Below are 20965 nucleotides of genomic sequence, written 5' to 3'. Positions count from 1 at the left end.
GGTCGTCCTTGGCCGCGGCTCGTGCTTGGGTAAGGGGACGGTGGCGCGCCCGGGTCACAGTCCCTGTTCGGTGAGCCAGCGCTCGATCGCCTCGGTGGTGAGGGCGATGTTGTCCTCCATGACCGTGAAGTGGTCGCCGGGCGTGGTGGCGGCCGTGTGCGGGAACGGCCAGGACGGCCGCCAGTCGTCGCCGTCGAATCCGCTGTCCTGGTGGGGCAGCGGGGATTCGGCACCGAGGAAGAGCGTCGGGCGCTCGATGGGCGCCACTTCGCACTCGTGCATCAGCGTGTGGTAGCGGCCCATGGCGGTCAGCCGCACACCGCTGAGCGCGTCGGGACCGAGGATGTGTTCGCGGGCGAACAGGCCGTCGTTCATCGCGCCCAGCGTCTCGGCCGAGAACGTGCTGTCGGCCTGGAAGGTGTCGATGAGGACGACCGCGGCGGGCCCGAGCCCGGCCCGCTCGGCCCGCATCGCCAGAGCGTAGGCGATCAGCCCGCCCGCCGAGTGTCCGAGGAGCACATACGAGCCACCCGCGACGGACGAACGCAACGCGGCCAGCTGCGACTCCAGGAAGGTCCCGAACGAGTCGGGCAGCAACTCCCCCTCGGCGAAACCGGGGTTGACCAGGGACAGCACATCCCGCTCGCCCTGAAGGAGCTGTGAGAGCCGCGCGTACTGCACCGGACCCGCGGTGGCGGTGATGGCGGGCACACAGACCACCGCCGCCCGGCCGCCGTCGCCCCGGGCGAGCCGGACGGCCCGCGGGACGTGGTCCGCCGCGGTCTCGACGGTGAAGGACGGCCTGAGCCGCGCGGCGGCCTGGATGAGGTCCATGCCCGCCGTGCCCGTCTGCCCGAGCGCGTACGACTCGCGGTAGAGCGCTTCGATGCTGTCGAACGGAGAAGAAGGCGAGGACGCGCGGTCCGCGGCCCGGCGGCCGGGCGCGGTGCCGGCGGTGACGAGTTCCGCCAGGTGGCCGGCGAGCCGGGCCGTGGTGGAGTACTCGAACATCGTGGTGGCCGGGAGTTCGAGCTCGAGCAGCGCGCCGAGCCGGTCGCGCAGAGTGATGCCCGCCAGCGAGTCCACCCCGAGGTCAAGGAACTCCACAGCAGGGTCGATGTCCACGCCCACGCCGTGGCGCAGGACTTCGGCCAGCTCGCCGCGGATGATGTCCTCCAGCAGTCGGCGACGCTTGTCCGGCGCGGCCTCCCGCACCCGGGCCAGGGTGTTCTCCCGCTGCTCCCCCGGCTTCCGCGGCGGCCGTCCCGTCCGGGCGGGCCGCGTGGCGGCCGACCCGGGGGCGGGCTGGAACTCGGCCGTGGGCACGGCGCGCAGCGTCAGACGGTCGACTCCGGCGACCGGACGGCCCGCGGCGTCGGCGAGGCGGACGTCGACCGCGCCCTCACCCGCGCCGGAGAGCCGGATCCGGACGACGGCGGCGGTGGTGGCGGCGGTCGCGGTGTGCAGCCGTACCCCGGACCACGCTCGCGCCATCGTGACCTGCGCGTCGTCGAGGGCGAGGAACCCGCCCAGGCCCGTGGTGTGCAGGGCGGCGTCGAGCAGCGCCGGATGGAGGCGGAAGCCGCCGACGGGGGTCCCCTCCGCCAGGGCCACCTCGGCGAACACCTCCGCGCCGCGCCGCCACACGGCGCGCAGGCTCTGGAACGCGGGGCCGTAGGTGAAGCCCTGCCCGGCCAGCGCGTCATAGAGGCCGGCCACGTCGGCCGCCACCGCGCCGGGCGGCGGCCAGGCGCCCGCGAGTTCCTCGAAGTCCTCCGACGCGTCCTGGCCTTCCGTGGTCTCCGGTCCCTCGGACCGGGGGGCCAGGACCGCGCGGGCGTGGCACGTCCAGTCCGCGGCCCCGCCCTCGCCGGGGGACTCCGGGCGGGAGTGGACGGTCAGGGCGCGGTGGCCGTCCTCGTCGGCCGGGCCCACCTGCACCTGAATGTGCGCGGCGGTGTCGTGGCCGAGGACGAGCGGCGCCTCCTGGGTGAGTTCACGCAGCTCGGGGCAGTCCAGCCGGTGTCCGGCGTACAGCGCCCAGTCGACGAGCACACCGGCGGGCAGCAGGGCCGTGCCCGACACCGCGTGATCGGCGAGCCACGGCTGGGCCGCCTGCGAGAGCCTGCCGGTGAACAGGGCCGTGTCCCCCTCGGCGGGGATGACCGCGCCGGCCAGCAGAGGGTGGTCGGCCGCGTCGAGGCCCACTCCACTCGCGTCCCCGGCACGCGCGGGCGCCTCGAGCCAGAACCGCTGCCGCTGGAAGGCGTAGGTCGGCAGGTCGACCTGGCGCGTCGCGCGCGGCACCAGGGTGGACCAGTCCACCCCGTCGCCGTGGACCCACAGCGTCGCCGCCGACCGGGTCAGCGCGGCGCGGTCGTCGTGTTCGCGCTTCAGGGACCCGACGACGACCACGTCGTGTCCGGCGGCGGCCGCCAGGCCGGCCACGGTGTCCGTCGCCACCGGATGGGGGCTCAGCTCGACGAAGGTGTCCACCCCGTCCCGCAACAGCAGCCCGACCGCGTCGGAGAACCCGTCGGACCCGCCGGGCGCGCCGGGGCGTCGGTGCCAGTGGTCCGCGTCCGCGCTCTCCGGGTCGAACGGCCGCCCCGTGGCCGACGAGTACAGCGGCACGCGCCCGCTCCGTACGATGACCGGCGGGGCCGCCTCCGACGGCTCGGCCGCCGGCGCCCGGCCCTGCCACGCCGCCAGCGCGGCCCCGTCGGCCAGGGACATCACACCGGCCACGCAGGCGGCGGCGATCTCGCCGTGCGCCCGGCCGACCACCGCGGCGGGCGTGACACCGACCGAGCGCCACAGCTCGGCCAGCGAGACCGTCACGGCCCACAGCGCGGGAACGGCGACGTCATGGCGCATCGGCGCGCCCGGCTCGCCCCGGAGCTCCTCGAGCAGATCCCAGCCGGTGTGCGGGGCCAGCGCCTCGGCACACTCCCCCATCGCCTTGGCGAACACCGGGGAGGAGTCGAGCAGTCCGGCCGCCATGCCCGCCCAGGCGGATGCCTCGCCCGGGAACACGAAGGCGGCCTTGGTGCGGTGGCGGGCCACACCGCGTACCACGTCCGCCTCCTCGGTGCCCTGGCCCGCCAGGGCGTCCAGGCCCGCAGTGAACCCGGCGCCGTCGGCGGCGAGTACGACCGCGCGGTGGCCGAAGACGGTCCGGGACTCGACCAGCGCGGCGGCCACCGCTCCAGCAGGCACCCCGGCGCCCGCCGGAGCGGTGGCAAACTCCCTGAGCCGCTCGGCCTGGCCGCGCAGAGCGGCGGCCGACCTGGCCGACAGCACCCACGGCCGGGGCGCCGCCGGGGAGGGCTCGACGACCACCGAGGGCCGCTCGGCGGTGTCGGCAGTGGGTTCGGCGGTGGTTTCCGTCGCGGCGTCGTCGGGCGCCTGTTCCAGGATCACATGGGCGTTGGTGCCACTGATCCCGAACGAGGACACCGCCGCACGCCGGGGCTGATCCGTCTCGGGCCAGGCCACCGCCTCCGTCACCAGCTCCACCGCGCCGGACGACCAGTCGACATGCGGCGTCGGCTCGTCCACATGCAACGTCGGCGGCACCACCCCATGCCGCATCGCCATCACCATCTTGATCACACCGGCCACACCCGCCGCCGCCTGCGTATGACCGATATTCGACTTCACCGACCCCAACAACACCGACCCACCACCCGACCGCCCCCGCCCATACGTCGCCAACAACGCCTGAGCCTCGATCGGATCCCCCAGCGGCGTCCCGGTGCCATGCGCCTCCACCACATCCACATCCGACGCCACCACACCCGCACCCGCCAACGCATCCCGAATCACCCGCTGCTGCGACGGACCATTCGGAGCGGTCATGCCGTTGGACGCGCCGTCCTGGTTGACCGCGGAGCCCCGGACGAGGGCGAGGACGCGATGTCCGTTGCGCCGCGCGTCGCTCAGCCGCTCCACCAGCAGCACACCGATGCCCTCGCCCCACGCCGTGCCGTCGGCCGACGCCGCGAACGCCTTGCACCGCCCGTCCGCCGCCAGCCCGCGCTGCTTGCCGAACTCGGTGAACGCGGCGGGGGTCGAAACGACCGCGACACCGCCCGCCAGGGCGAGGTCGCACGCTCCGCGCCGCAGCGCGCTGACCGCCATGTCCAGCGCCACCAGCGAGGACGAGCAGGCCGTGTCCAGCGTGACGGCGGGACCCTCGAAGCCGAAGGTGTACGCGATCCGGCCCGATGCCACACTGCCCGCGGTCCCGTTGCTCAGATAGCCCGCGATCTCCTCGGGCACCTCCTGGAGCCGCGCCACATAGTCGTGGTGCATCAGCCCGGTGAACACACCGGTTCGGCTGCCCCGCAGCCGGACCGGGTCGATACCGGCCCGCTCGACGGCCTCCCACGACAGCTCCAGCAGCAGCCGGTGCTGCGGGTCCATGGCCACCGCCTCGTGCGGCGCCACGCCGAAGAAGGCGGCGTCGAAGTCGGCGGCGTCGTAGAGGAAGCCACTCTCCCGCACGTATGTCGTGTTCGCGCCCGCGCCCTCCGGGTCGTACAGCGCGTCCAGGTCCCAGCCGCGGTCGTCGGGGAAGCCGCCGATGCCCTCGCGGCCGTGCAGGACCATGTCCCACAGGTCCTCGGGGGAGCGCACCTCACCGGGATAGCGGCAGCTCATGCCGACGATCGCGATCGGGTCGTCGGCCACGGCGAGCGTGGCCCGCGGCCGGTCGCCCTCGTCGGCCGTGCCGACCAGCGCCGAGCCGAGGAACGCGGCGAGCGCCTCGGGGCTCGGGTAGTCGAACACCAGCGTCGTGGGCAGCCGCACCCCGGTGTCCTCAGCCAGCCGGTTGCGCAGCTCGACCGCGGTGAGCGAGTCGAAGCCCAGGGTGGCGAAGGACTGCCCGGGCTCGATGTCGTCGGGCGCGGCGTGTCCCAGCACGGTGGCGACATGCTCCCGCACCAGGTCGACCAGAAGCGCCGACCGCTCCCCCGCCGACAGCCCCCGCAGCCGGTCGCGCCAGCCCGAGTCCGCGGCCGAGTGCGCGGCGGCGGCCCGCCACCGGGGGGCCGCGACCAGCCCGCGCAGCAGCGGGGGCGCGTCACCGCGGCCGCGCAGGTCCAGGTGGATCGGGACGAGCACCGGCTCGGGCAGCCGCGCGGCGGCGTCGAAGAGCGCCAACCCCTCCTCCTCGGAGAGCGCCCGCAGGCCGCCGCGGTTCAGCCGCTTGACGTCGGTGTCGCTCAACGCCCCGGTCATCGTGGACAGTTCGGCCCACAGCCCCCAGCCCAGCGACTGCGCGGGCAGGCCCGCGGCGTGCCGGTGCCGGGCCAGGGCATCGAGGAAGGTGTTGGCCGCGGCGTAGTTGGCCTGCCCCGGGGAGCCGAAGATCCCGGCGGCGGAGGAGAACAGCACGAAGAAGTCCAGGTCCAGATCCCCGGTCAGCTCGTGCAGATGCCACGCGGCGTCCACCTTCGGCCGGAAGACCGCCGCGAGCCGTTCCGGGGTCTGCGCCGCTACCATGCCGTCGTCGAGGACACCGGCCGCGTGCACCACCCCGCGCAGTTCGGGGAGGGAGGCGAGCAATTCGGCGACGGCGTCCCGGTCCGCGACGTCACAGGCCGCCAGCCGTACCGTGGCGCCGAGGCCGCGCAGCCGGTCCGCCAGCTCGGCGGCGCCGGGGGCGGTTGGGCCGCTCCTGCCGGCCAGCACCAGGTCGGTGACCTGGTGTGCGGTGACCAGGTGCCGGGCGACGGCCGCGCCGATGACCCCGGTGCCTCCCGTGATCAGCACGGTGCCCCGGCTGCCGGACCAGGGCAGCGGCGCGTCGGCGGCGGGGGCGGCCGTACGGGTCAGGCGGGGCACGAACAACCGGGCGCCGCGGACGGCGATCTCGGTCTCGCCCGCGGCGATCGCCGCGCGGACCAGGTCCACAGGCACGTCGGCGTCGGTGTCGGTGTCGGTGTCGGTGTCCAGGAGCGCGAAGCGGTCCGGGTGTTCCGAGCGGGCCGAGCGCACCAGGCCGTGGACGGCCGCCCCGGCGAGGTCGATGCCGTCCCCCGCGTTCACCTCGACCCCACGGCGCACCGTCACCACCAGCCGGGCGCCGCCGAGTCCGTCGTGGGCCAGCCACTCCCGTACCCGCTCCAGGACGCGCGCCACCGAGTCCCGTACCCGCTCCGGGACGGCGCCGGGGCCGGCGGCCGGGATCGTGCCGTCCAGCAGTACGGTGTCGGCCCCGTCGGCCACCGCGGCCGCGAGTTCTCCGACGGGCGTTCCCTCGGCCCACCACAGCGGCGGGCGCCCGCCGGTGGCCACCGCCTGCGGCTCCCAGGGCTCCCAGCGGTGGGCGAACAGGGACCCGGCCACCGCCGAGCGCGCCGAACGCACCTGGGCGGGGGTGACCGGGCGCAGCACCAGCTCGTCGATCCCCAGGACAGGGGCGCCGGTGGCGTCGGCGATCCGGACCCGTACCGCGGCCGCGCCCACGGTCCGCAGCCACACCCGGACCGTCCGGGCGCCGCCCGCCCACAGCCGCACTCCGGACCAGGCGAAGGGCAGCCGCGATGTGCTCTCGGCACCGTCCGTATCATCGGCGAACACGCCGAGCCCGATGCCGTGCAGCGCGGCGTCCAGCAGCGCGGGGTGGACTCCGAACCCCTCGGCCTCCTCGGTGGCGTCGTCGGGCAGGACCACCTCGGCGAAGAAGTCCTCGCCGCGCCGCCAGGCCGCGCGCAGCCCCTGGAAGGTGGGGCCGTACGCATAGCCCTGGCGGGCCAGCGCCGGGTAGAAGTCCCCGGTGTCGACGGGGGTGGCGTCGCGGGGCGGCCAGGACCGGCCGGTCAGCGCCCCGAAGTCGGTGATGTTGGGGCTCTCGTGCAGTGGCGCGAGCACGGCCTGGGCGTGGCAGGTCCACTCCGGCTGCCCCTGCCCCTGTGCCGCGCCCTCGTCGGCCGGTTCGGGGCGCGAGTGGACGGACACCGAGCGCTGTCCGTCGGCGTCGGCCCGGCCCACCACGACCTGGACCTGCGCCGCGCCTGCGGCGTCGAGCACCAGCGGGGTCTCCAGGGTCAGGTCCCGCACCTGGCCGCACCCCAGGTCCTGCCCGGCGCGCAGGGCCAGTTCGACGAAGGCCGTGCCGGGCAGCAGCACCGCGCCCAGCACGGCGTGGTCGGCCAGCCAGGGGTGGGTGGCCAGGGACAGCCGGCCGGTGAGCACGGCAGTGTCGCCGTCCGCCACGCTGACCACCGCCCCCAGCAACGGGTGGTCGACGCCGGTCAGCCCGGCCGACGCGACATCGGCCGCCGACCCGCGCGAGGACATCCGGGGCCAGAAGCGGCGCCGGTCGAAGGCGTAGGTGGGCAGGTCCGCGCGGCCCGGCGCGGAGGGCAGCACCGCGCGCCAGTCCACCTCGACGCCGTGGGTCCACAGCGTGCCGACGGCCCGCAGCAGGCCGGCCAGCTGCGGCCGCTCCCGGTGGGCGACCGCGGTCACGGCCGCCGCCCCGTCCCGCAGGCTGTCCTCGATCGGCCTGGTCAGCGCGGTGTGCGGGCCGATCTCGAGGAAGACGTCGACCTGTCCCTCCAGGGCCCGTACGGCGTCCTGGAACCGGACCGAGTCGCGCGCGTTGCGGATCCAGTACTCGGGCGACATGACCTCTTCGGCCGCGACCTGGGCCCCCGTGACGGTGGACACCATCCGGAGCGTCGGCGGCGACCAGGTCAGCCGGGTGAGAACGGAACGGAACTCCTCGAGCATCGGCTCCATCAGCGGCGAGTGGAACGCGTGGCTGACCCGCAGCCCGCGGGTGCGCCGCCCGGCCGCCTCGGCGGTGTCGGCGACGCGCCGCACCGCGTCCTCGGCGCCGGAGACCACGACGGCGGACGGGCCGTTGACCGCGGCGATCGCCACCCGGTCCGCGGGCTCGTCCGCCAGCCACCGCGCGACCTCGGCCTCTTCGGCGTCGACGGCGAGCATGGCGCCACCGTCGGGGAGCCGCTGCATGAGCCGGCCGCGGGCCACGGTCAGGGTCGCCGCGTCGGACAGCGAGAGCACCCCGGCCACATGGGCCGCCGCGATCTCGCCGATCGAGTGTCCGAGCACGGCGTCGGGGGTCACCCCCCAGGCCCGCAGGGTGCGGAACAGCCCGACCTCGATCGCGAACATGGCGATCTGGGTGTACTCGGTCCGGTGGACCAGGTCCGCCCGCGGGGAGGACGGCGCGGCGAAGACAATGTCCGCGAGTGGCATGTCGAGTTGCGGATCGGCCACCGCGCACACGGCGTCGAACGCCTCGGCGAAGGGTGGGACGGCGTCGTACCACTCCCGTCCCATGCCCGCCCACTGCGCGCCCTGCCCCGTGAAGACGAAGGCGGCCCTGGCGCCGGGGCGCACGGCGCCGCGCACATGGTGACGGCCGGTGGCGGCCTTCCCGGCGAGGGTGTCCAGCACCTCCGCGAATCCGGCGGCGTCCTCGGCGAGGACGACGGCCCGGTGCTCGAAGGCCGTACGGGCGGTCGCGAGCGCGACGGCCGCCCCGGCGACGTCCGGCTCGGCGGCGTTCGCGAAGTCACGCAGCCGGGTGGCCTGCCCGCGCAGCGCGGTCTCCGACTTGGCCGAGAGCACCCAGGGCAGCACCCCGTGGTCCGCTCGCGAGTCGGCCGGGGCGTCGGTGGCGGTGGCGGTGTCCGTGTTGGTGTCCGGGGGACTCTGTTCCAGGATCACATGGGCGTTGGTGCCGCTGATCCCGAACGAGGACACCGCCGCCCGCCGGGGCCTGCCGGTCTCGGGCCAGGCAACGCGCTCGGTGGCCAGCTCCACCGCGCCCGACGACCAGTCGACGTGGGGCGTCGGCTCGTCCACATGCAACGTCGGCGGCACCACCCCATGCCGCATCGCCATCACCATCTTGATCACACCGGCCACACCCGCCGCCGCCTGCGTATGACCGATATTCGACTTCACCGACCCCAACAACACCGACCCACCACCCGACCGCCCCCGCCCATACGTCGCCAACAACGCCTGAGCCTCGATCGGATCCCCCAGCGAGGTGCCGGTGCCATGCGCCTCCACCACATCCACATCCGACGCCACCACACCCGCACCCGCCAACGCATCCCGAATCACCCGCTGCTGCGACGGACCATTCGGTGCCGTCAGACCATTCGACGCGCCGTCCTGGTTGACCGCCGACCCCCGCACCACCGCCAACACCCGGTGCCCCAGCCGCCGCGCGTCGCTCAGCCGCTCCACCAGCAGCACACCGACGCCCTCGCCCCACGCCGTACCGTCGGCCGACGCCGCGAACGCCTTGCACCGCCCGTCCGCCGCCAGCCCGCGCTGCTTCCCGAACTCCGCGAAGACCCCGGGCGTGGACATCACGGTCACCCCGCCCACCAGCGCGAGCGGGCAGTCGCCCGAGCGCAGGGCCTGGGCCGCCAGGTGCAGGGCCACCAGCGACGCCGAGCAGGCCGTGTCCACCGTGACGGCGGGACCCTCGAAGCCGTAGGTGAACGCGATGCGGCCGGAGACGACGCTGGAGGCGGTACCGGTGAGCAGATAGCCGAGCGACTCGTGACCGGCGTGGTTCAGCAGGCCAGGGTAGTCCGCGCCGTTGACGCCGATGAACACGCCGGTCCGGCTGCCCTGGAGGGTGGCCGGGTCGATGCCCGCGCGCTCGAGCGCCTCCCAGGACGCTTCGAGCAGCACCCGCTGCTGGGGGTCCATCTCCAACGCCTCGCGCGGGGAGATGCCGAAGAAGCCCGCGTCGAAGTCGGTGGCCGCGTCGATGAACCCGCCCCGGCCGGGCGGCCCGTCGGGGTCGCCGTCCCCGCCGCCGGGCCGCCAGCCCCGGTCGTCCGGGTAGCCGCCCATCGCGTCGCCGCCGTCCCGGACGAACTCCCAGAACTCCTCGGGCGTGTTCGAGTGCCCGGGGAACCGGCAGCTCATCCCGACGATGGCGATCGGCTCCCGGTTGGCCTCCTCCAGATCCCGGACCCGCTGCCGGGTCCGCTTGAGATCGGCCGTCACCCGCTTCAGGTACTCGACGACCTGCTCTTTCTCAGCCATGTTCCAAACCCCTCATAGAACGGCACTCGTGCGTGGGCGTGGCGCGCGCCCGCTCGATCGCGCGCATCAGCTCAGCCCGAGTTCGTCGTCGATGTAGCGCAGCAGGTCGTCCTCGCTCGCCGCGCCGAGCTCGTCCACACCGCTGTCGGGCTCCCCGGTGGCGTCCCGGGGGCCGGAGCGCTCCCGCCAGCGCGCGAGAAGCGTCTCCAGCCGGGCCGTCACCTTCCTGACCTCGGTCTCGTCCCGCTCCTCGGCGAGCATCGCCTCGAGGCGCTCGAAGGTCTCGGTGCCCCACTCGCCGGTGTCCGTCTCAGGCAGCAGCAGCCCGAGCAGATGGCCGCTGAGCAGCTCGGGGGTGGGGTAGTCGAAGACCAGCGTGGTGGGCAGCCGGGTGCCGGCCACCCGGGCGAGCCGGTTGCGCAGTTCCACGGCGGTGAGCGAGTCGAACCCCAGGGTGGTGAAGGACTGGGCGGGGGCGATCCCGGTCGGCTCCGCGTACCGCAGCACCGCGGCGACATGCTCGCGGACCAGGTTCAGCAGGGTCTCCAGCCGCTCGCCGGGGTCGAGTTCGGCCAGCCGCCGGCGCAGCGCCTGGGCGTCCAGGGTGGTGGCGCGGCGCAGCGGGGTGCGCACCAGCCCGCGCATCAGGGCCGGCACCAGGGCCTCTTCGGTGCGCAGGCGCGCGGGGTCGAACCGGATCGGCGCGGTGTGCGCACGGCCGGAGGCGAGGGCGTGGTCGAACAGCGCGAGCCCTTCCTCGGTGGTCATCGGGGACAGGCCGCCGCCGCTCATGCGCCTCAGGTCGGTCTCGTCGAGCGCGCCGGTCAGCCCGCTTGCCTCGCCCCACAGGCCCCAGGACATCGAGGCCGCGGGCAGGCCCGCGGCCCGGCGCCGAAGCGCCAGGGCGTCCAGGAAGACGTTGGCCGCCGCGTAGTTGGCCTGCCCCGGCGCGCCCAGCACACCGGCGGCGGAGGAGAACACCACGAACATCTCGAGGTCGTCTCCGGTCAGCTCGTGCAGATGCCAGGCCGCGTCGACCTTCGGCCGCAGGACCGTGGCCAGCCGTTCCGGGGTCAGCGCCGTCACCACGCCGTCGTCCAGGACACCGGCCGCGTGGACGACGCCGCGCAGCGCGGGGATGTCCGCGAGCAGTCGCGCGGCGGCGGCGCGGTCCGCGACATCGCAGGCCGCGATGCGCACCCGGGCGCCCGACTCCATCAGTTCGCCGGCGAGTTCGGCCGCGCCGGGGGCGTCCATGCCGCGCCGGCCCACCAGCACCAGGTCGGTGACGCCGTGGACGGAGACCAGGTGGCGAGCCACGGCCGCGCCGATGAGCCCGGTGCCGCCGGTGATCAGCACCGTGCCCTCCCGGGGCGGCCGGGCGCCGGTGTTCCGGGCCTCGGTGTCCGCGTCCGCCAGGGCCAGCCGGGGCACGAACACCGCGCCGCGCCGGATCGCGATCTCCGGCTCCTGCCCGGCCGTCGCGGCCGCCAGCACCTCAAGGGGGATGTCCTCGGCGCCGGTGTCGCTGTCGACCAGCCAGAACCGGTCGGGGTGTTCGGTCTGTGCCGAGCGCATCAGCCCGTGCACCGCGGCCTGCGCCAGGTCCACGGTGTCCGCGCCGGACACCTCGACCCCGCCGCGGGTCACGACGACCAGCCGGGTGTCGGCGAGCTTTTCGTTGGCCAGCCACTCGTGCACCCGCTCCAGTACGGCGGTCAGCAGATCGCGGACCCGGCCGGGCACCTCGCCGTCGCCCGCCGGGAGGTCCGAGCAGTCCCAGAGCACTGGGTTCGCGCCCTCCGCGACGGCGGTCGCGATCTCCTCGATGGACGCGCCGCCCGCCCAGAGCCTCGGGCGCACCTCGTCCGCGGGCACCGTGGGCCCGGTGGCCCGCGCCGGGTCCCACGGCTGCCAGTTCACCGTGTACAGCGACCGCGCGGCGGCCGCCCCGGCCGGGCGCAGCCGCTCGGCAGCCACCGGGCGCAGCGTCATCCGGTCCATGCTCAGGACGGGCGCGCCGAGGTCGTCGACGGCGCGGATGTGTACGGCGTCCTCGCCCGCGGGTGACAGCGCCACCCGCACCGACCGGGCGCCGTCCGCCCACAGCCGCACCCCGGACCAGGCGGCGGGCAGCAGCGGTCCAGCGGCCCCGGCCGGGTCGGCGTCGCCCGGCAGCCAGGCGTGGCACACGGCGTCGAGGAGCACGGCCCGCGCTCCGGCGCCGCCCGCCGCCTCGTCGGGGAGGACCACCTCGGCGAACACCTCGTCGCCGCGCCGCCAGGCGGCGCGCAGCCCCTGGTAAGCCGGGCCGTAGCCGTGGCCGCGCCGGAACAGCTCGTCGTAGCGGTCGGTCACGTCCAGCGGCGTGGCCTTCGACGGCGGCCATACGCCGGCCAGTTCCGCGAACCCGGTGTCCGCGGTGTGGTCGCCCGGCTCCAGCGCTCCGGTGGCGTGGCGGGTCCACCGGTCGTCCCCCTGCTCCTCGCCCCGCTCTTCCGGCTGCGCGTGGACGGTCAGCTCGCGGCGGCCCGCGTCGTCCGGCGTTCCGGCCATCAGCTGGACGCGTACGGCGCCCGTGGCCTCCAGGACCAGCGGCGTGTCCTGTTCGAGGCGTGCGACAGCGCTCCCGCCGAGGTGGTGTGCGGCGTGGAGTGCCCAGTCGAGCAGCACACCGCCCGGCACCACCACGGTGTCCTGGACCGTGTGCTCGGCCAGCCAGGGCTGTCCGGCGACCGAGAGCCGCCCGGTGAACAGGACCGTGTCGGTGCCTGCCGGGGTGACCGCGGCGGTCAGCACGGGGTGGCCGGTGGGCCGCTGCCCGACGCCGCTCGCGTCGCCGGACTCCTGCGGCGCCTCCAGCCAGAACCGCTCGCGCTGGAAGGCGTACGTCGGCAGGTCCACGGGGGCGTTGGCGGTCGGGAGCAGCGCGGGCCAGTCCACCGGGACGCCGCGCGTCCACAGCGTGGCCGCGGAGCGCAGCAGTTCGGCGCGCTCGTCCGTCTCGCGCCGCAGCGTGCCGGCCACGACCACCTCGCGGCCCTCGGCCCCGAGAGCGATGTCCTCGATGGCCGCGGTGACCACGGTGTGCGGGCTGACCTCGACGAAGGTGTCCACGCCCTGGTCGACCAGGGTGGCCACCACATCGGCGAACCGCACGGGCTCGCGCAGGTTGCGGAACCAGTACTCGGCGTCGGCCGCCGGGCCGTCCATGGGCTCTCCGGTCACGGTGGAGTGCCATCGGATGTCGGCGGGGCCCGCGGTGATGTCGCTCAGCTCCGCCAGCAGCCGGTCCCGGACCAGCTCGACCTGCGGGGCGTGGGAGGGGTAGTCCACCGGGATCCGGCGGGCGCGGACGCCGTCCGCCGCGCAGCCGTCGAGCACCCGCCGCAGCGGCTCCTCGTCGCCCGCGACGACGACCGCGGCGGGGCCGTTGACGGCGGCCACCGAGACGGCGCCGACATCGCCCGCGTATCGCTCGACGAGTTCACGCGCCCGGTCGGCGGACACCGCCAGCGACGCCATGCCGCCGCGGCCCGCCAGCTGACCGGCGATGACGGCGCTGCGGGTGACCACGATCCGGGCCGCCTCGGACAGCGACAGCGCGCCCGCCACACAGGCCGCGGCGATCTCGCCCTGCGAGTGGCCGACGACCACCGAGGGGGTCACGCCGACGGCGCGCCACAGCTGCGCCAGCGACACCATCACGGCCCACAGCGCGGGTTGCACCACATCGACCCGCTCCAGCGACGGGGCGCCGTCCGCGCCGCGCAGCACATCGATCAGACTCCAGTCGGCGTGGGCGGACAGCGCCTCGCCGCAGCGCTCCAGCCACTGGGCGAACACGGGCGAGGAGTCGAGCAGCCCGAGCGCCATGCCGGTCCACTGGGCGCCCTGTCCGGGGAAGACGAACGCCACGGTGGTGCCGGGGCGTACCGTGCCGGTCACCACCCGCTCCTCGTCCGGCTCCCCGCCGGCCAGGGTGTCCAGGGCGCCGGTGAACCCGGCGTGGTCGGCGGCGAGGACCACCGCGCGGTGGTCGAGCACCGCGCGGGTGCCGGCCAGGGCGACCGCGGCCGCCGCGAGGCCGATGCCCTCGGCGGCGGCATCGCGCAGCCGCCCGGCCTGGCCGCGGAGGGCCGCAACCGACTTGGCCGAGAGCGTCCAGGGCAGCACCGCGCCGGCCGGCGTGTCGACGGCGGGGGGCGCGGGCTCGGCGGCCATCTCGGCCTCGGGTGCCTGTTCGAGGACGACGTGGGCGTTGGTGCCGCTGATGCCGAACGAGGACACCGCGGCGCGGCGCGGACCGCCCGTCTCGGGCCAGGGGATGTGCTCGGTGGCCAGTTGGACGTCGCCCGCCGTCCAGTCGACGTGCCGGCTCGGCTCGGCCACGTGCAGGGTGGCGGGCACGGTGCCGTGGCGCATCGCCAGCACCATCTTCATGACCCCGGCGATCCCGGCGGCCGCCTGGGTGTGCCCGATGTTCGACTTCACGGAGCCCAGCAGCACCGGACGGCCCTGCGGCCGGTCCTGCCCGTAGGTGGCCAGCAGCGCCTGGGCCTCGATCGGGTCGCCCAGCGAGGTGCCGGTGCCGTGGGCCTCCACCACGTCCACCTCGGCCGCGGTGACCTCGGCCTTGGCCAGCGCCTGGCGGATGACCCGCTGCTGCGAGGGGCCGTTGGGCGCGGTGAGTCCGTTGGACGCCCCGTCCTGGTTGACCGCGGAGCCCCGGACGACGGCCAGGACGCGGTGTCCGTTGCGCCGCGCGTCCGAGAGCCGCTCCACCAGCACCAGGCCGGCGCCCTCGGCGACCCCCATGCCGTCGGCGTCGGTCGAGAACGCCTTGGAGCGGCCGTCCCGGGCCAGTCCGCGCTGCCGGGTGAACTCGGCGAACACCACGGGGGTGGCCAGGACGGTCACCCCGCCCGCGAGGGCGAGGTCGCACTCGCCGCGCTGGAGCGCGCTGACCGCCATGTCGAGCGCCACCAGCGACGAGGAGCAGGCGGTGTCCACCGTGACGGCCGGGCCCTCGAAGCCGAAGGTGTAGGCCACCCGGCCCGTCGCCACGCTGCCCGCGTTCCCGCCGGTCAGGAAGCCGGCGACGTCCTCGGGCACGGACCGCAGCCGCGCCGCGTAGTCGTGGTACATCAGGCCCGAGAACACGCCCGTACGGCTGCCCCGCAGGCCCGTCGGGTCGAGACCGGCCCGCTCGATCGCCTCCCACGCCAGCTCGAGCAGCACCCGGTGCTGCGGGTCCATGGCCACCGCCTCGCGGGGCGCCACGCCGAAGAACGCGGCGTCGAAGTCGGCGACGCCGTCGAGGAAGCCGCCCCGGTCCACCATGGAGCTGCCGGGGCGTTCGCCGGTCGGGTCGTACAGCGTCTCCAGGTCCCAGCCGCGGTCGGCGGGGAATCCGCCCAGCCCCTCGCCGCCCTGGACCAGCAGGTCCCACAGGTCCTCCGGGGAGTCCACCCCGCCGGGGAACCGGCAGCTCATCCCGACGATGGCGATGGGCTCCTCCGGCGCGACCACGCGCACCGCCTCGTCGTGCCCGGGGGTCCGGCCGGCCAGCAGCGAGTGCAGATAGGCGCCCAGCGCGGCCGCGTTGGGGTAGTCGAACACCAAGGTGGCGGGCAGCCGGACACCGGTGGTCTCGTCCAGGCGGTTGCGCAGCTCCACGGCGGTCAGCGAGTCGAAGCCGAGGTCCTTGAAGCCGCGGTCCGTGGCGATCGCGTCGGCGGTGCTGTGGCCGAGCACGGTGGCGGCCTGCGTGCGGACCAGGGCGACCAGCAGGGCCTCGCGCTCGTCGTCCGGTGTCGCGTCGTACCGCTCCCGCCAGCCGCCCGCCGGGGCGGGGCCGGACGCGCGGCGGGCGGGGGTGCGCACCAGGGCGCGCAGCAGCCGCGGTGCCTCCCGTCCGCCGTCCTGGCCGCGCGGCAGGTCCAGCCGGACGGGCAGGGTGTGGGCGTGGCCGAGGGCGAGGGCGTGGTCCAGGAGGGCGAGCCCTTCCCCGGTGGTGAGGGGGCGCAGCCCGGCCCGGCTCAGCCGGCGCCGGTCCATCTCGTCGAGACCGGCCGTCAGCTCGCTGGTCTCCTCCCACAGGCCCCAGGCCAGGGAGTGGGCGGGCAGGCCCTCGGCCCGGCGGCGGACCACGAGCGCGTCCAGGAAGGCGTTGGCCGCGGCGTAGTTGGCCTGTCCGGGGGTGCCGAACGTGCCGGCGGCCGAGGAGAACAGCACGAAGGTGGCGACGTCGCGGGTGAGTTCGTGGAGGTGCCAGGCGGCGTCGGCCTTCGGCCGCAGCACGGTGTCGAGCCGCTGGGGCGTCAGGTCGGTGACCACGCCGTCGTCCAGGGCGCCGGCCGCGTGGATGACGCCCCGCAGCTTCGGGATGCCGTCCAGCAGGGCCGCGAGGGCGGCGCGGTCGGCCACGTCGCAGGCCGCCAGCCGCACCTGGGCGCCCGCCTCGGTCAGTTCGGCGGCGAGCCGCGCCGCGCCGGGGGCGTCGGCTCCCCGGCGGCTGACGAGGACCAGTTCGGTGACGCCGTGTGCGGCCACCAGGTGCCGGGCCACCGCCGAGCCGACGACTCCGCTGCCGCCGGTGATCAGCACGGCGCCCTCGCCGGACCACGGGGGTGTGGCCTCGGCGGCCGCCGGGCCGGGCCGGGTCAGCAGGGGGACGAACAGCCGGTCCGCGCGGACGGCGGCCTCCGGCTCGCCCGCCGCCACCAGCGCGCCCAGCGCCTCGGCCGGGATCCGGCCACCGTCGCCGTCGCCGTCGCCGTTGCCGTCGATCAGCAGCAACCGGTCCGGGTGTTCGGACTGCGCGGACCGCACCAGCCCGTGCACCGAGGCGTGGACCGGGTCCACGCGGTCGTCGGCCTCGGCCGGCACCGCGTCGCGGGTCAGCACCGCCAGCCGCGCGGCCGTGGCGCCCTCGTACGCCAGCCACGCCTGGATCCGCTCAAGCACCGTACGGTTCAGGGCCCGTACCGCGCCGGGGACGTCGTCGGCGGGCACGGCCACGGCGGCGCAGTCGAGCAGCACCACGTCCGGGCCCTCGGCCAGGACGTCCTCGACGGACATCCCGTCGGCCCACTCGGCCACGCGCGCGACCGCGGCGGGGGCCTGTAGCTGCCACCGGTCCCAGCGGGGCAGATACAGCGACCGGGCCGAGGCCGCGCTCCCTTGCTCGGCCGCCATGGGCCGCAGCACCAGCTCGTCCACGGCCGCGACGGGGGCGCCGGTCGCGTCGGCGGCCCTCAGGCGTACGGCGTCCTCGCCCGCAGCCGTCAGCCACACGCGCGCCGTCCGGGCCTCGGTCGCCCAGGCCCGGACGCCGGACCAGGCGAACGGCAGGCGCACTGCTCCCTCGTCCCCGAAGAGCCCGCCGAGTCCGGTCGCGTGCAACGCCGCGTCCAGCAGCGCGGGGTGGACGACGAAGCCCGCCACCTCCGTGTCGTCGGCCAGCGCCACCTCGGCGAACACTTCGTCGCCGCGCCGCCACACCGCCCGCAGCCCCTGGAAGGCCGGGCCGTACTCGTAACCGCGCTCGAAGAGCGTGTCGTAGAAGTCCCCCACCTCGACGGCCGAGGCTCCCGGCGGCGGCCAGGCTCCGGCCAGGGGGCCGGGCTCGGCGGGGGCCGGTGCGGGGTCGGGGGTGAGGGTGGCCGTGGCGTGCCGGGTCCACTCCGCCGGGTCATCGCCTTCGGTGGCGTCGGGGCGGGAGTGGACGGTCACGGTCCGCGCGCCGGACTCGGCGGCCCCGGCGATCTGGACCTGGAGGGTGACGCCTCGGGTGCCGGCGGTGCCGTCCAGGGGCAGTGGGGTCTGAAGGGTCAGCTCGACGAGGTGTTCGCAGCCGAACTCCCGGCCCGCCGCCAGGGCCAGCTCCACGAAGGCGGTGCCGGGCAGCAGCACCTGGCCGAGCACCGCGTGGTCGGCCAGCCACGGCTGGGTGGCCGGGGACAGCCGGCCGGTGAGGACGGCCGAGTCGGCGTCGGCGGGCCGGGTGGCGGCGGTCAGCAGGGGGTGGTCGGCCGGGTCGAGGCCCAGGCCTGTGGCGTCGCCGGAGAACACGGGGGCCGCCGACCAGAACCGCTGCCGCTGGAACGCGTAGGTGGGCAGGTCGACCGGCGCCGTGGCGGGCGGGACGAGCGCCGGCCAGTCGACGTCGACCCCGCGGGTCCACAGCGTGGCCGCCGACCGGGTCAGCGCGGCGCGCTCGTCCTGGTCGCGGCGGAGCGATCCGGCGACCACCACATCGCGCCGGCCCCCGGCCGCGGCCAGGTCCTCGATCGCGGCGGTCAGCACGGGGTGCGGGCTGACCTCGACGAAGGTGTCCACGCCCGCGTCCAGCAGCGCGGTCACCGTCTCGGCGAACCGCACCGGCTGCCGCAGGTTGCGGTACCAGTACCGCGCGTCGCAGGCCGTGGGGTCGGCCGGTCCGGCTGTCACCGAGGAGTACATCGGGACGGTCCCGGCGCGCGGGGTGATCGGGGCGGCCAGCTCCAGCAGCCGCTCGCGCAACCGCTCGACGTGCGGGGTGTGGGAGGCGTAGTCCACGGGGATGGTGCGGGTCCGCACCCCCTCGCTCTCGGCGGTGGCGACCACCTCGGCGAGCGCGTCCGGGGCGCCGGCGATCACGGTGGCAGCCGAGCCGTTGACCACGGCCACCCACACGCCGTCGCGCCCCGCGATGAGTTCGGTGGTCCGCTCCACGGACGCGGCCACCGAGACCATCCCGCCCTGGCCGGCCAGGTCCTCGGCGATGACCCGGCTGCGCAGGGCGCTCAGCCGGGCCCCGTCGGCCAGCGACAGCACACCGGCGGCGCACGCGGCGGCGATCTCTCCCTGGGAGTGGCCGACCACCGCGGCGGGGACCACGCCGAGCGAGCGCCACAGCGCGGCCAGGGACACCATCACCGCCCACAGCGCAGGCTGCACCACATCGACGCGGGTGAGCGCCGCCTCGTCCCGCACCACCTGGTGCAGATCCCAGTCCACATGGGGGGCGAGCGCCTCGGCGCAGGCCCGGAAGGACTCGGCGAACACCGGGGACGACTCCAGCAGCCCGGTGGCCATGCCGACCCACTGCGACCCCTGGCCGGGGAAGACGAGCGCCGTCCTGGCCCCGGGCCGGGCCAGCCCGCGCACCGTGTCCGGCAGTTCCTCGGCGCCCCCGGCCAGCGCGTCCAGTTCGGACAGACACGCGCCACGGTCGGCGGCGAGGACGACGGCGCGGTGGTCGAAGGCGGCCCGGGTGCCGGCCAGCGCGGCGGCGAAGGCCGGGTCCGGCAGGGTGTCCGCGCCGCCACCGCCGAGATGGGCGCGGAGCGCGGCGGCCTGGCCGCGCAGCGCGGGGGCGCTCTTGGCGGACAGCGTCCAGGGCAGCGGGCCGCCGCTGATCAGCGGTTGGGGGGCCTCGGCGGTCCCGTCGGCCTCGTCCTGTTCCGGCGCCTGCTCCAGGATGACGTGGGCGTTGGTGCCGCTGATCCCGAACGAGGACACCGCGGCCCGCCGGGGCCTGCCGGTCTCGGGCCAGGGGACGCGCTCGGTGGCCAACTCGACGGCGCCGGTGCTCCACTCGACGTGCGGGGTGGGCTCGTCCACGTGCAGGGTCGGCGGTACGACGCCGTGGTGCAGCGCCATCACCATCTTGATGACCCCGGCCACGCCCGCCGCGGCCTGGGTGTGGCCGATGTTGGACTTCACCGAGCCGAGCAGCAGCGGCCGCTCCTCGGGCCGGTCCTGGCCGTAGGTGGCGAGCAGGGCCTGGGCCTCGATGGGGTCGCCCAGAGTGGTGCCGGTGCCGTGCGCCTCCACCACGTCGATCTCGGACGCGGACACTCCGGCGCCGGCCAGCGCCTGACGGATCACCCGCTGCTGGGCGGGGCCGCTGGGGGCGGTCAGCCCGTTGGAGGCGCCGTCCTGGTTGAGCGCCGAGCCCCGGACGACGGCCAGGATCCGGCGGCCCTCGCGCCGGGCGTCGGACAGCCGCTGGAGCACCAGCAGCCCGGCCCCCTCGCCCCATGCGGTGCCGTCCGCGGCCGCCGCGAACGCCTTGCAGTGGCCGTCCTTGGCGAGCCCGCGCTGCTTGCTGAACTCGGTGAACGCGTCCGGGGTGGCCATCACCATGACCCCGCCGGCCAGGGCGAGCGAGCTCTCGCCTGCGCGCAGTGAGCGCATCGCCAGATGGAGGGCGGACAGCGACGAGGAACACGCGGTGTCGACGGTGACCGCAGGCCCTTCGAAGCCGTAGGTGTAGGAGATGCGCCCGGACAGGATGCTCGAGGCGCTGCCGGTCAGCAGATAGCCCTCGCTGTCCTGTTGGCCGCCCGCGCCGCCGGCCCCGTATCCGGACAGCACACCGCCGATGAAGACGCCCGCCTTCTCGCCGCTCAGATCGCCGGGGTCGATGCCGGCCCGTTCGAACGCCTCCCAGGACGTCTCGAGCAGCACCCGCTGCTGCGGGTCCATCGCCAGCGCCTCGCGGGGCGAGATCTCGAAGAAGTCGGCGTCGAAATCGGCGGCGCCGTCGATGAACCCGCCCTTGTGAATGTAGGAGCTGCGCGGGCGGGCGCCCTCGGGGTCGTACAGGGCGCCCAGGTCCCAGCCGCGGTCCGCCGGGAAGTCCGCGATGCCCACACGCCCGCCCGCGACCAGCTCCCACAGCTCCTCGGGCGAGCTCACGCCGCCCGGAAACCGGCAGCTCATCCCGACGATGGCGATGGGCTCGCGGGCGGCGTCCTCCACCGCGCGCAGCCGGGTGTGGGCGTCGCGGGCGTCTGTGATCGCCTGCTTGAGGTATTCGCGGAGCTTCTGCTCGTTCGACATCCAGGCCTTCTTCAACGATCTGTGGCGATCAACGGGTCACGTCGGGTGGGGGCGGGGCGGCCCGCCTGCCGGT

The 20965-nt window shown here is 75.6% G+C and carries 1 protein-coding gene and 1 pseudogene; both read right to left on the bottom strand.

Translation table 11 applies throughout. The features are described from left to right. Positions 1 to 87 precede the first annotated feature (87 nt). Positions 88 to 10017, bottom strand: a pseudogene (locus ACZ4WQ_RS10240) (SDR family NAD(P)-dependent oxidoreductase); the annotation flags it as partial. A gap of 108 nt (positions 10018 to 10125) precedes the next feature. Further along, positions 10126 to 20811: a type I polyketide synthase gene (locus ACZ4WQ_RS10235; RefSeq protein ID WP_468022179.1), complete on the bottom strand. Its 10686-nt coding sequence runs from the start codon at positions 20809 to 20811 to the stop codon at positions 10126 to 10128. Between the last annotated feature and the right edge of the window lie 154 nt (positions 20812 to 20965).

Source organism: Streptomyces sp. NPDC028305 (genome assembly GCF_055569495.1).
Note: the sequence above shows the minus strand (reverse complement) of the source record. Positions and strands in the feature narration are given on the sequence as shown.